The 12,816-nt window shown below is 53.2% G+C and carries 10 protein-coding genes; 3 read left to right on the forward strand and 7 right to left on the reverse strand.

The features are described from left to right. Nucleotides 1-114: 114 nt before the first annotated feature. Nucleotides 115-933: an orotidine-5'-phosphate decarboxylase gene (pyrF, locus tag J2I48_RS15920; protein ID WP_207336457.1), complete on the reverse strand. Its 819-nt coding sequence runs from the start codon at nt 931-933 to the stop codon at nt 115-117. A gap of 99 nt (nt 934-1,032) precedes the next feature. On the opposite strand from pyrF, the gene rfbC reads away from it, so the two are divergent. Continuing rightward, on the forward strand, nt 1,033-1,575 hold the full coding sequence (rfbC, locus tag J2I48_RS15925; RefSeq protein WP_207336458.1) for a dTDP-4-dehydrorhamnose 3,5-epimerase: 543 nt from the start codon (nt 1,033-1,035) through the stop codon (nt 1,573-1,575). Between the two features lie 58 nt (nt 1,576-1,633). On the opposite strand, the gene J2I48_RS15930 is transcribed toward rfbC, so the two are convergent. Together J2I48_RS15930 and uvrA are read right to left on the reverse strand one after the other, a co-directional pair. Beyond that, nucleotides 1,634-2,314, reverse strand: coding sequence for a type 1 glutamine amidotransferase domain-containing protein (locus J2I48_RS15930; protein ID WP_207336459.1), 681 nt, complete (start codon nt 2,312-2,314; stop codon nt 1,634-1,636). Between the two features lie 176 nt (nt 2,315-2,490). Beyond that, nucleotides 2,491-5,457 carry an excinuclease ABC subunit UvrA gene (uvrA, locus tag J2I48_RS15935; protein WP_207336460.1) on the reverse strand — a complete coding sequence of 989 codons (2,967 nt, stop codon included), beginning with the start codon at nt 5,455-5,457 and terminating at the stop codon, nt 2,491-2,493. A gap of 67 nt (nt 5,458-5,524) precedes the next feature. On the opposite strand from uvrA, the gene J2I48_RS15940 reads away from it, so the two are divergent. Then, nucleotides 5,525-6,148, forward strand: a complete 624-nt coding sequence (locus J2I48_RS15940) for an MgtC/SapB family protein (protein ID WP_207336475.1) — start codon at nt 5,525-5,527, stop codon at nt 6,146-6,148. Between the two features lie 79 nt (nt 6,149-6,227). After that, entirely contained in the window at nt 6,228-6,851 is a 624-nt protein-coding gene (locus J2I48_RS15945) for a hypothetical protein (RefSeq protein WP_207336461.1), read from the forward strand. A gap of 35 nt (nt 6,852-6,886) precedes the next feature. On the opposite strand, the gene J2I48_RS15950 is transcribed toward J2I48_RS15945, so the two are convergent. From J2I48_RS15950 to J2I48_RS15965, 4 genes are all read right to left on the reverse strand, one after another. Continuing rightward, the gene (locus tag J2I48_RS15950) at nt 6,887-8,587 is read right to left on the reverse strand and encodes a hypothetical protein (protein WP_207336462.1); all 1,701 of its coding nucleotides are present in this window, start codon (nt 8,585-8,587) and stop codon (nt 6,887-6,889) included. Nucleotides 8,588-8,637: 50 nt separating this feature from the next. Then, the gene (locus tag J2I48_RS15955; protein ID WP_207336463.1) at nt 8,638-10,293 is read right to left on the reverse strand and encodes a GMC family oxidoreductase; all 1,656 of its coding nucleotides are present in this window, start codon (nt 10,291-10,293) and stop codon (nt 8,638-8,640) included. 72 nt (nt 10,294-10,365) lie between these two features. Continuing rightward, entirely contained in the window at nt 10,366-11,865 is a 1,500-nt protein-coding gene (gene glpK, locus J2I48_RS15960) for a glycerol kinase GlpK (RefSeq protein WP_207336464.1), read from the reverse strand. Nucleotides 11,866-11,885: 20 nt separating this feature from the next. Further along, nucleotides 11,886-12,662, reverse strand: a complete 777-nt coding sequence (locus J2I48_RS15965) for an outer membrane beta-barrel protein (RefSeq protein ID WP_207336465.1) — start codon at nt 12,660-12,662, stop codon at nt 11,886-11,888. Between the last annotated feature and the right edge of the window lie 154 nt (nt 12,663-12,816).

Raw genomic sequence — 12,816 nt, forward strand, 5'->3', positions numbered from 1 at the left:
ACTTAACTGTATACACTATTCGATTGACAAACGAGGGCCATGTAGGCAACATTTCGCTTGATGAATGTTGCCCACATGGCCCCTTAACCATAAACCGTCACGATAGAATCTTACTTATAGATACCCCGCCATTTCCTGCTGCATCACCTTTGCTTCGGCGGCGGCGGCCTGGGCGAAATCGCTCCCGGATGAGGCGTAGAGAATGCTGCGCGAGGCGTTGACCAGCAAGCCACCATCGGGCGTGAGGCCGTTTTTAGACACCTGTTCCAGCGAACCACCCTGCGCTCCTACGCCCGGCACGAGCAGAAAATGCCTGGGTGCCAGTTCGCGGACGTGGGCAATTTGTTCGGCCTGTGTAGCCCCCACCACAAACATCAATTGCTCATGCGTAGCCCAGGATTGCGCTTTTTCAATGACCGTCTCGTATAACTCCTGCGTCTCATTGTCAACAAGTTGTCGCTGGAAATCGGCACTACCGGCATTGCTGGTCAGTGCCAGAAGGATCACCCATTTACCGGGGTAGTCCAGAAACGGCTGCACCGAATCATGGCCCATGTAGGGCGATACCGTGATGGCATCGAAGTCGAGACCGGCGGCGCTTTTGTCGAAGAAAGCGCGGGCGTAAAGGCCTGAGGTGTTGCCAATGTCGCCGCGTTTGGCGTCGGCAATGGTGAAGCAGTCTTTCGGAATGTAGTCCAGCGTTTTTTGGAGGCTTTCCCAGCCGCGGGGTCCCTGAGCCTCGTAGAACGCAATGTTGGGTTTATAAGCCACCGCATACTCGGCCGTGGCGTCGATGATGGCCTTATTAAACGCAAAAACGGGGTCTGGGTCGCCCAGCAGATGTTTTGGCAGTTTGGCCAAGTCAGTGTCGAGGCCAACGCAGAGGTATGATTTTTTGGCTTTTATAGCCGCCGAGAGTGCCTGGTAGTTCATAGAGATAGGGCTGTATTCAACGCTTTTCCACTGCCAAAAGTACAAACGTAGGGCAGGGAAGTCTATTTTTGCGGTTAGTTCGTCATCAATAACCACCGCATGCAAGTACGCCAAACTGCCATCGACGGCCTCATCGAATTGACTCCCCGCATCTTCCACGATGAACGCGGCCACTTTTTCGAGTCTTACAACAAGACACTGTTTACCTCGCTGGGGTTGCCCATGGACTTTGTGCAGGACAATCAGTCGTTTTCTACCAAAGGTGTGCTACGCGGGTTGCACTTCCAGAGTGAGCCGTTTGCGCAGGGTAAGCTCGTCCGCGTGATCACGGGCAAGGTGCTCGACGTGGTGGTTGATATTCGCCCCGATTCGGCCACGTTCGGGCAGCACGAGACGTTTGTGCTTGACGCCACGCTGGCCAACATGGTGTGGGTACCCGAAGGTTTCGCCCACGGCTTTGTAGCGCTGGAAGACAGCATTTTCAGCTACAAATGCACCAACATTTACAACAAAACCGCCGAAGGTGGCCTGCTTTGGAACGACCCCGACCTGGGCATCGACTGGGGCATCACCAACCCCAATGTCTCGGAAAAAGACCAGATTTTGCCCACGTTTAAGGCACTGTTTTCGGGGGTGATGTAACGGGTTTCTTGGAGACGCCACTATCACTATATGTACTGAGACGCAAGGGATTGCGTCTCTACTTTTCAAACATCTCTTCCACTACTTTGCGACCTACTTTTCGGGCCGAGAGGGGGTTTTGGCCGGTGACGAGGCGTTCGTCGACCTCGATATAGGGCATATACGGAATTAGGGCTTTGCTGTAGGCGGCACCGCGCTGCTTAAGCGCGTCTTCCAGCAGAAACGGAACCTCTTCGGTCAGGCGCACCAGTTTTTCTTCCATGTTGGAAAAGCCCGTCACCTGCTTATTCGCAATAAACAACGACCCGTCAGACAACGTCACGTTGAGCAGCCCCGCCACCCCATGGCACACTGCCGACACCATGCCGCCGTGTTCGTAGATGTAGCGCGTGATAGTCTGTAACGTGGCATTATCCGGGAAATCCCACATGGTACCGTGCCCACCCGTGAAGTAAATGATCTGATAGTCAGCAGGATTGATCTGATCGGGCCGTAGCGAATTGGCTAGTTTGTCGGCAAACGTCGGATTATGCAGCCACTTCTCGTTGGTCGTATCCCGCGACTCTACGCTGCGTTCGTCCAGCGGAATGGGGCCGCCGTTGGGGCTTACAAAATCGAACTGGATGTTTCGATCCTGTAACTCATCGTAGAAATGGGTGGCCTCGCTGAGCCACAAACCCGTCTTTTGGGGCTTGGTAGGGTAGTCGGTGTGGTTGGTGCAAACGATCAGCGCTTTCATACGTAGCAGGGTAGGCAGATGGAAGGGCAAGATAAAGCATATTGGTCATTAAGCCCTGCGGGCGTCATTCGCTTCGCAGTCATACCATTGTCATTCGTTGCAAAATGACTACTGAATGACAATGGTATGACTGCGAAGCGAATGACTTGTCCGCCGGTGCGGCCGCAGGCCAATGACTACACTTTCCCCTTCAAAAAATCAGCCGTGTAGCTCACCCCTTCTTCCAGTTTCACCATCTGTTCAGGTGTGCCGGTGAAGGTGACGTAGCCACCCGCGTCGCCGCCTTCTTTACCCAGATCAATAACATAGTCGGCCGATTTGATCACTTCCATGTTGTGCTCGATGATGATCACCGAATCACCCTGATCGACCAGCGCGTTGATGGCTTTCAGCAGCTTACGGATGTCATGGAAGTGCAGGCCCGTGGTGGGTTCGTCGAAAATAAACAGCGTCTGCCCTTTGTTGGGGTTACCTTTTCCGAGAAACGACGCCAGCTTCACCCGCTGCGCCTCCCCGCCACTTAGCGTATTGGCCGACTGACCCAGGCCAATGTAACCCAGCCCAACCGCCTGCAACGGCGCCAGTTTGTCGGCCATTTTCGGGTCGGCGGTGCGAAAGAAATCAACGGCCTCGTCGACGGTCATGTCCAGAATATCCGACACGTTTTTGTCCGAAAGCGTCACCTCCAGCACTTCCTGTTTAAAGCGTTTGCCGCCGCAGCCTTCACACTTCAGGTAGATGTCGGCCATAAACTGCATCTCTACTTTCACCTCGCCTTCGCCCTGACAAACCTCGCACCGGCCACCGTCTACGTTGAACGAAAAGTGGCTTGGCTTATAACCGCGTGATTTCGAAATGGGCTGATCGGCCATCACCTGCCGGAGGTAGTCATAAGCTTTGATATACGTCACCGGGTTCGACCGGCTCGACTTACCAATGGGGTTCTGGTCGATCATCTCGATGGCCGAAATTCGGTCAAGCGACCCCTTCAGTTCGTTGTACTTACCAGCCTCTTCGCCGCCATCGCCTTTCAACCGGCACAGCGCCGGAAACAACACCCGCCGAATCAACGTCGACTTACCCGACCCCGATACGCCTGTAATGACGGCCATGGTATTGAGCGGAAACTTCACGTCAACGTCCTTAAGGTTATTTTCGCGGGCACCCGTCAACTCCAGCCAATGCGTCGGCACCCGCCGGTAGGTAGGCACCTCCATCTTCTCGCGCCCCGTGAGGAAATCGAGGGTATAAGAGCGAAGAGCTGAGAGCGTAGGACTAAGAGCTGATTGCTCTACCCTGTCTGCTCTTTGCTCTACGATCTCCCCCATTTCCTCCCACGTTCCCTGCCAGACCAGGTGCCCCCCCTGCGAGCCGGCTTCGGGGCCGATGTCGATAATCTGGTCGGCGGCGCGCATGACTTCCTCTTCGTGTTCCACCACAATTACGGTGTTGCCCATGTCGCGGAGGGTTTCCAGCACACTCACCAGCTGCTGCGTGTCGCGGGGGTGGAGGCCAATGCTGGGTTCGTCGAGAATATACATCGACCCTACCAGCGCCGATCCGAGGGATGTGGCCAGCTTAATGCGCTGATACTCACCACCAGACAACGTATTTGTGAGGCGGTTCAGGGTCAGATAGCCCAGCCCCACACGTTCCATGTAATCGAGGCGGTTCTGGATCTCGACTAGAATCCGGTCGGCCACGCGGCGTTGGCTAGTGGGCAGTTCGAGGTCGCGGAAGAACTGGGCCGTGGTGGCCAGGGGCATCAGCACCAGGTCGGTGATGCTCTTGCCGCCAACTTTCACAAAGCTGGCATCGCGGCGCAGGCGTGACCCTCGGCATTCGGGACAAACAGTTTTGCCCCGGTAGCGCGACATCATCACCCGGTACTGCACCTTAAATGACTGACTTTCCACGAAGTCGAAGAAGCCGTTCAGACCCGTAAAATATTGATTGCCCGTCCAGAGCAGTTCCTGTTGCTGGGGCGTCAGTTCTTTATAAGGCCTATGAATAGGAAAGTCGAACCGGATGCCGTTGCGTAGCAGGGGTTTCATGAACTCTTCGCTCATTTTCTCGCTCCGCCAGGGCGCAATAGCCCCTTCAAAAATCGACAGGTTTTTGTCGGGAATAACCAGGTCGGGGTCAATACCAAGCACCTTACCGAAGCCATCGCAACGGCGGCAGGCACCGTAGGGGTTGTTGAACGTAAACAGGTTTACGCTTGGCTCTTCAAAGGCGATATCGTCCAGTTCGAACCGGTCCGAAAACGTCCGCGATTCGCTCGATCCCATCACCTGCACCCGGCATGACCCATCGCCTTCGCTAAAGGCGGTCTGCACCGAATCGGAGTAGCGATATTGCGTTTCCTCATCGGGTTGGCCATTTTCATCAAAAATAACCGTACCCCGATCTATCAGAATTTCGAGGGTTGCGTCTGGCGAGGGCAGTAACTCAAGGACAAGATCACCCTCACGACCTTCGGCGGATAGTCTGCTGGCTCCTTCCAACAGGTCTTCAATCTGGAACACCTCGCCATCGGCTACCAGACGTGAATAGCCTTTTTGAAGTAGAATTTTCAGTTCACTAACCAGCGTCCGGTCTTCGCGTGGGCGAAGCGGGGCCATAATCAATACGCGCTCGTTTTCGGGTTGGGCGAAGATGAAATTGACCACGTCCGTAACGGTATCTTTCTTCACCTCCCCGCCAGAAATAGGTGAGTAGGTAATGCCTACACGGGCGAAGAGCAACTTCAGGTAATCATAAATTTCGGTCGACGTGCCTACGGTAGAACGCGGGTTGCGCGAGGTCACTTTCTGCTCGATGGCAATGGCCGGCGACACACCCTTGATGTACTCCACCTCCGGCTTTTCCATGCGGCCCAAAAACTGCCGGGCGTAGCTGCTGAGGCTTTCTATGTACATCCGCTGCCCTTCGGCGAAGAGGGTATCAAACGCTAGCGACGACTTGCCCGACCCTGATAACCCCGTGACCACCACCAGCTTGTTGCGGGGTATGGCCACGTCAATATTCTTTAGATTATGTACCTTCGCCCCCTTAATAATGATGAACTGTTTGGGGTCGAGGTGATCAACCGAACCGTTTTGTACTGCTGGCAAAACGTCGGTTTCAGTAGGTTGCATCATGCGTTGGATTGGGGTAATCGTATCTAATTTTCAACGGAAATTCACGGCGGTAGGTTCTATTTCACCCATGTCATTCTACCAGGAAGATATGTATCGGTTGCTGGCGGCGCTGCTTATTGGCGGGCTGATCGGGGCCGAGCGCGAGTACCGGTCTAAAGCCACCGGATTTCGCACCATGATCATGATTTGTGTGGGTGCGGCCCTGTTCACTATGATCTCCAGCCGCTTCGGCGACAGCCGCATTGCCGCCAACATTGTACAGGGCATCGGTTTTCTGGGCGCAGGAATTATTTTCAAGGAAGAAAGCCGCGTGAAGGGCCTCACCACCGCAGCCACCGTGTGGTCGGTGTCGGCACTGGGCATGAGCATCGGCGGGGGATATTACGACATTGCGCTGGTTGGTTTTGTGCTTATCATGGGGTCGCTACTGTTTCTGAGTAAACTGTCGTATCGAATTGCCAAGCTAAACCAAACCCGTGAATACAAGGTTGTTACGCTATACAAACACAAAACGCTGGATCAATACGAGCGCATGTTTACCGATGCCGGTCTGTCGCCACGAAGAGGCCCACAACAGCGTATAGGGAATGAAATCAGTGGTCGCTGGCGGGTGTCGGGGCCAGAGAAAGCGCACGAAAAATGCATCAAACGCCTACTCAACGATCCCGACGTAAAGGAGTTTGTGTTTTAACCCCATTCTCATGCGAAACACTGTATTTCTAACGTTATTCATCTTGATTTTTGACTAATAACCGCCCCGGCGGACAACCATGAGATCCATTTATCGTTTACTCCTGCTTATATCGCTGTTGAGCAGTAGCGTTGCTTACGGCCAGATTTCGGAAGATCCCGAAGAACGCCGCGACCAGGGCCAAAGCCCGCTTAAATCGCAAACACCAGAAGGCCAACCATTACCGTTTAAAGACCGACTACGCTTTGGGTTAGGGATACCGTCGCTCCAAATTGGCAACCCGTTTAGCATTGGTATTTCACCCATTGTTGGTTATCAGGTGTCTGAACACTTTGTGGTAGGTATCAGCGTAGGCTATATCTACACTCGGCAAAAGCTACCCTACTACATCCCCGCTACCATAAACCAGTTATCGGGACGTGCTTTCGGTATGTACGAGTTCATTCCGGGTATTTTGCCCAACCTCTACCTACATGGTGAATTAGACCAACGGTCTTACACGCAAAAGATCGACGGGCAGGCAAATAGCTTCACGGGTAGCGGCACGGCCACACTGGTTGGACTGACATACGCACAACCGATTGGCAGGCTTTTTTCAGCCAACATCAGTGCACTATATAACCTGTCCTATTCAAACTATTCCAATACATCTCAGTCACTCTACGGTAACTCACCGCTTGTGATTCGGATTCAGTTCTTCTGATTTGTTGTGCCGCGTTCACAAACAAATAAGGCTACTCACTGAGTGGCCTTATTTGTTTGTGGTTTATTAGAGACAATCAACGCCTGCTCAGTAAGCGTTGGTATCCAGCCTGCTGGCATTTGCCGGAGCCAGCCCAAGCGGTACGTGCCAGGCTTCAGCATGACCGGCACCACAATTGATTTGGCCCCCCGGTTGGGTAACCAGGGTTTTAAAATTGGTTTGGGCAGCGGCTGAGCAGGTAACAGATACCAGTCGGTGGCTGATCGTATGTAAAGGAACCGAGGCGTGGGCAGGGTGTCTTGCTGAAGAAACAAGGCGTCATTATTCAGAAAGCCCAATCGCTCGGTTCGGGTAATGAAGCGGGTAATAGAATCTTGGGTCGGCACTGTTTTCATAGCCGCCTCCACGCTTCTTATTTCGGGCAAATCGGGCACCTGGTAAATGCCCCGGTTCATGGCCGTTTCCCAGCGCTGCTGCCAGTCACGGTCCAGCCCAAATGTCTGGCTTATAATAGAGTAATGGTAATGCTTCAGCGACATTGCCTCGGCCACCTTAGCATCGTAGTGTTCGCTCAGCAGCGGGCCGTAGTAAAGCCAGGCATTGAGCCAAAACCAGCTCGTAAACCCCACGCCCACCAGGCCAACCGTAGTTTCCCAACGTTGGGGCAGTTGCAACAGCAGCAGTCCGTAGACCACCAGCAGGTAGGCAACACAAAAAAGCTGGTAGCGGTCGGGCAGCATTAGCCCCCCGTCGCTACGGGTTATAGCCGACGCCCCCGTGCTACAAGCCAGCACAAACGCAATACCTAAAAACGGCACCAGCGACGCAGAAAGAACCTTTTTCGACCCAAACAACGCGCGAATCCAACTGATTGTGATGACTAGCAACACCAGTATGCCCAAGCCCATTACGGCCCAGAGCATAGGCACCAGCAGCCATTTGCGCCCGTCGAAATAAGCCGCGCCGCCCATGGCACTGAGCACGCTTTTCACCACCCAGCCAGGATGTTCAGCCGCCACCGCCAGCGAATTTTTCGAGACAAACGTGTAGTCGACCCCAAAGTAGAGGCCAATCAAGACCACACCTCCCAGCCCCCAGGCCAGCGCCCAGCGCCAGCGTTCCATCAGCAGTAACAGCCCCACCGCCGCCACCCACATAAACAGCCCGTTGCTGTTTGAATAGAGCACCAGCCCCCCCAGCGCCAGTGCCCCCGCCTGCGCCAACGGTTCGGGCCGGGCCAGCAGTCGAAACACGATGATGGTCAGCCAGAGGGTTACGGTATGTTGCAGAAGGCACAAAACACCCCAGACATCTTCCTGGTACGAAGGCTGAAACAGCACCAAAGCGAAGGGCAACACCAGCCAGCGCGACAGCCCGGCTTGCCGAAAAATCTGGTACAGTTGCCAGCCTATACCCGCCACACTCAAGCTCCCCGCCAGGGTCAGCGTCCGGTAGTTTACCTGCCCTTCCAGCCAATAATCGGTCAGCACCAGCAGCCGTGAAAGCAAAATGCGGTGGTCATTGTGCTGCTCCACCAGCACCCGCATTTGCTCAGCAAACCCCGTTCCGGGCGTAGTAATTCGTCGGATGCTGTCTATGTATAGCAGGTCATCGACAACCGGCACGTTGATGGCGTACCGGTAGATGGCTGCGTAGAAAAGAGCCGCCAATAGCCCAATAAAGCCCAAAACGAGCCGATCAACGGTGGTAGTAGATAGGGATAGCGAACGGTTCATGCACAAAAAAAGGGCCTTGCAGCCCCAAAAGTAACCTTAGTAAGGTCAGTTTACGCCGTAGTTGCCTGGCGGTTTGCCACTTTGGCCAATTCACGACCTAAAATAAGGTCAGCGGCTTTTTCGGCTATCATGATTACGGGCGCGTTGGTATTTCCTGACACAATAGTTGGCATAATCGACGCGTCCACCACGCGTAGGCCTTCCACGCCCCGCACCTGAAGCCGGTCGTTGACTACCGCGCCTTCGTCGGCCCCCATCCGGCAGGTACCTACGGGGTGATAAACCGTCTCCACAATCCTGCGAATATGCGCCATCAGTTCATCATCCGACGCCGATTCTGCTGGTATCAGTGCCCGCTGCCGGAACTGACTAAATGCCGTGGCCCGGTTAATGTCCATCGCTAGTTTAGTGCCCGTCAGCAGCAACTGCCGGTCCTTGTCTGTCGACATAAAATTGGGTTGAATCACGGGCGCATCCAGCGCGTTGGCCGAGCGCAGGCCTACGTAGCCCCGGCTGGTAGGTTTTAGTAACGTAGGCAGAATAGACCAGCCATCACCGTTTTTTGGAAACGTGTTGACGTCGTAAAAATCAGCCTCGTAGGTATCGCCTACATGTATAGGTGCAAAATGCAGTTGTAAATCAGGCTGGCTCAGGTGGGCTTCGGTGCGCACAAAGGCGTTGGCCTCTAGTGGGCTGGTTGTAAATGGCCCTTTCTTCGCCATCAGAAACTGCCACAGCCCCTGCAATTGCTTATGTGGCCTCAGCCAGTTGTTCGACCCCACCAGCCCGTTGGCCAGCGTGCTTACCCCCGCAAACAAGTGGTCCTGCAAGTTCTGCCCCACGCCCGGCAGATCCAGCCGCACGTCGATCCCGTGCCGACGCAGTTCATCACCCGCCCCAATCCCCGATAGCATCAGCGTCTGCGGCGAGTTGAATGCCCCCGCCGAGAGAATTACTTCACGCGTGGCCCGGATGGTTTCGGTAGTTTGTTTGCCCGTAAATACCTCAACGCCCACTGCCCGCCCGTTTTCCAGTATAATCCGTTTGGTGTGCGCCCTGGTGCGTACGGTCAGGTTAGGCCGCCGCATAACGGGTTTCAGAAAAGCAGTTGCCGTACTGTGGCGCTTGCCGTCTTTAATGGTAAACTGGAACAAACCAGCACCTTCCTGTTCGGCCCCATTAAAATCATGGTTTTCCTGAATACCCGTCTCCACGCATGAAGCCACAAACGCATCGGCCAGGGGGGTCTTAAACCGGGTAGCGTAGGTCACGTTCAACGGCCCACTACCACCGTGATAATTAGCGTTTAGCCTATCGATCTGCTCATTATGTTCCGACCGTCTGAAGTAAGGCAGGATATCGTCATAGGCCCAGCCGACATTACCCTCTGCTGCCCAGGCGTCATAATCGGCCCGGTTGCCGCGGATGTACGCCATCGCGTTGGTGGAACTGCTTCCACCCAGGGTCTTGCCACGGGGCAGGTACATACGCCGCCCGTCGACGTGCTCCTGCGGCTCGGTCCAGAAAGCCCAGTCTACCGACGTCCGGTTGAGTTTAGAATAGGCGGCTGGCACGTGGATCTCCAGTTTTTTATCTGGTTCTCCTGCCTCCAGCATCAACACCGATACACCCGCCTCCGCCGACAGGCGATTAGCCAACACGCACCCCGCCGATCCGGCCCCAATGATGATATAATCGTACGACATGGCTTGTCTTTTTTTCGTACTAAATTTTCATCAATTTACTTAAATCGAATCAGGCCACCAATTCTTAGCTGTTTAATCGATCCAATCAAATGACCGCTGAACTGCCTTATGCCATGACGTCAGTAATTGGTTGCGTTGGGCTGCCTCCATGACAGGGCTGAACGTAGCCTCGACGCCCCAGTTGGCAGTTAAATCGGCCTTAGATGCCCAGTAGCCCACGGCTAGTCCAGCCGCATATGCCGCGCCCAATGCTGTCGTCTCTGTAATGATAGGCCTGTCGACAGGGACATCAGCAATGTCGGCCTGAAATTGCATGAGCAGTTCATTCACCACCATACCACCATCTACCCGCAACGCTTTCAACGTCACCCCTGAATCTTCCTGCATAGCTTTCAATACGTCATACGTTTGAAAGGCCGTGGCCTCAAGCACGGCGCGGGCAATGTGCTGTTTGGTCACAAAACCGGTAAGTCCGGCCATTACGCCCCGTGCATTACTCTTCCAATAAGGTGCATAGAGGCCAGAAAAGGCCGGGACAATGTAAGCACCGCCGTTATCGGATACTTCGGCGGCCAGCGTTTGCACCTCGGCACTTGTCTGAATAATACCCAAGTTATCGCGCAACCACTGCACTAGTGCGCCCGCGATGGCCACACTACCCTCCAAGGCATAATGAGGCGGTTCATCACCAAACTGATACGCCACCGTAGTCAGCAGCCCGCAGGTAGATGGGCGGATGGCCGTGCCGGTATTCAGCAGCAAAAAACAGCCCGTGCCATAGGTGTTTTTGGCCTGCCCTGGTTCAAAGCAAGTTTGTCCTACCAGAGCCGCCTGTTGATCCCCCAGAACACCGGTAATTGGCACCCCCGGCAGCACTTCCGATTTAACCTCGCCAAACAGACCACTGCTGGGCTTAATGTCAGGCAGCATGGCGCGGGGAATAGACAGTGTTTCGAGCAGCTCATCATCCCACGCCATCGTGTGGAGGTTCATCAGCTGCGTACGACTGGCATTTGTCACGTCGGTCAGGTGCTTTCCCCCATGAACGCCGCCCGTAAGATGCCAGATCAGAAAACTGTCGATATTACCAAATAACGCATCTCCTGCTTCGGCATCGGCCCGCAGACCAGGTACATGATTGAGTAACCAGCGGAGCTTCAACCCACTGAAATAGGTAGCCAGGGGTAAACCTGTTTTATCCCGAAACCGATCAATTCCACCATCTGCTGCAAAAGCCGTCACGTCATCAGCCGTGCGCATATCTTGCCAAACCAGCGCATTATGATACGCCTTACCTGTATGCTTATTCCAAACTACGGTTGTCTCCCGCTGGTTGGTAATACCCAACGCGGCAACGTCCTTCAACTGTAGGTTTAGGTCAATGCGAGCCTTTGCAATTACTTCCAGCGTGTTTCGCCATATTTCTTCAGGGTCATGTTCTACCCATCCTGGCTTCGGATAATACTGGGTATGCTCTTTTTGAGCTACTGAAATGATAGTGCCCTTCTGATCGAAAATTATGCAGCGAGTGCTGGTTGTTCCCTGGTCAATTGCTGCAACGTAAGATGCCATGTTATGGGGGTTTAGGCGGATTACTTTTTGTAAACGATTTGTAAAGAAAGCAGAAAATAGCCGTCGTTATAACTAGCATCACCTCGTTGCGCTCCCACCCGATTGGCAGCGATACCCAACTCTGACCGCCGATCTGCCAGCTTCTGAGCTAAGAGTGACCCAGTTGATTTATCCACATAAACGGTGCTAACATCATCCAAATAATCACTCAATACATGCGTATAGCGGCCTTCCAAACGAAGCTGAACCTTTCTACTTATTCGCAGTGGAAGGCCCACGCCATAAGAAATCGCACCGGCCCAGTCGGCATACGTTACGTTTTCAGTCTTTAAATCAATTAACGAAATGCGTTGGCCATTACATAGAGTAGTTGGATTGATACTTATTACGCCAAGACTCAGCCACCCATATGGAATGTTGTATTGGGGATAATCTATTGAACGAAAATCAACCTGAACACCAACTGAAACTGATGTGTTAATTGACGAAAAAGACAAATTGTTAAGCTTATTTTTTGTGTACTGCTGATCTCCTCTTAGGTGTGTTAAACCTACATCGGCTCTCAAACTCATATATTCATCAAAGCGATATTGAACCAACCCACCCACACTCCAACTCAATTGTAGATGAGCAACATTACAGCGCTCGCTGAGGTCACCGCAATAACGACTTGTTGATGTATTAAATCCCAAATACCAATCGCCTATATTTTCGCGCCATCGAAAAAAACGGCCTTGCGCTTTCATTAAAAATGGACAAATTAGTAAAATCACAATTATTCTTACAGTCAAGGTCATGATAAGGTTAGGTTACGGAAACCAAATTTTATCATTTATTTGATGTACACTATCTATTCTTAAGTATTTTTTCTGAGTGTTGGCCACAAAAGTTCAGGATTCTTATAGGAACAAGACACAAAAAAAGTCTCCCTGCATAGCAGGGAGACTTCAT

Origin of the sequence: Fibrella aquatilis (assembly GCF_017353255.1) — a bacterium.
In the GTDB taxonomy this organism is placed as follows: domain Bacteria; phylum Bacteroidota; class Bacteroidia; order Cytophagales; family Spirosomataceae; genus Fibrella; species Fibrella aquatilis.

Excerpts from the sequence above, each read along its gene's own strand:
- uvrA (WP_207336460.1), bottom strand. The coding sequence starts at position 5,457 with ATGATGCAACCTACTGAAACCGACGTTTTGCCAGCAGTACAAAACGGT.
- J2I48_RS15965 (WP_207336465.1), bottom strand. The coding sequence starts at position 12,662 with ATGACCTTGACTGTAAGAATAATTGTGATTTTACTAATTTGTCCATTT.
- J2I48_RS15940 (WP_207336475.1), top strand. The coding sequence starts at position 5,525 with ATGTCATTCTACCAGGAAGATATGTATCGGTTGCTGGCGGCGCTGCTT.
- J2I48_RS15950 (WP_207336462.1), bottom strand. The coding sequence starts at position 8,587 with ATGAACCGTTCGCTATCCCTATCTACTACCACCGTTGATCGGCTCGTT.
- J2I48_RS15930 (WP_207336459.1), bottom strand. The coding sequence starts at position 2,314 with ATGAAAGCGCTGATCGTTTGCACCAACCACACCGACTACCCTACCAAG.
- glpK (WP_207336464.1), bottom strand. The coding sequence starts at position 11,865 with ATGGCATCTTACGTTGCAGCAATTGACCAGGGAACAACCAGCACTCGC.
- J2I48_RS15955 (WP_207336463.1), bottom strand. The coding sequence starts at position 10,293 with ATGTCGTACGATTATATCATCATTGGGGCCGGATCGGCGGGGTGCGTG.
- rfbC (WP_207336458.1), top strand. The coding sequence starts at position 1,033 with ATGCAAGTACGCCAAACTGCCATCGACGGCCTCATCGAATTGACTCCC.
- J2I48_RS15945 (WP_207336461.1), top strand. The coding sequence starts at position 6,228 with ATGAGATCCATTTATCGTTTACTCCTGCTTATATCGCTGTTGAGCAGT.
- pyrF (WP_207336457.1), bottom strand. The coding sequence starts at position 933 with ATGAACTACCAGGCACTCTCGGCGGCTATAAAAGCCAAAAAATCATAC.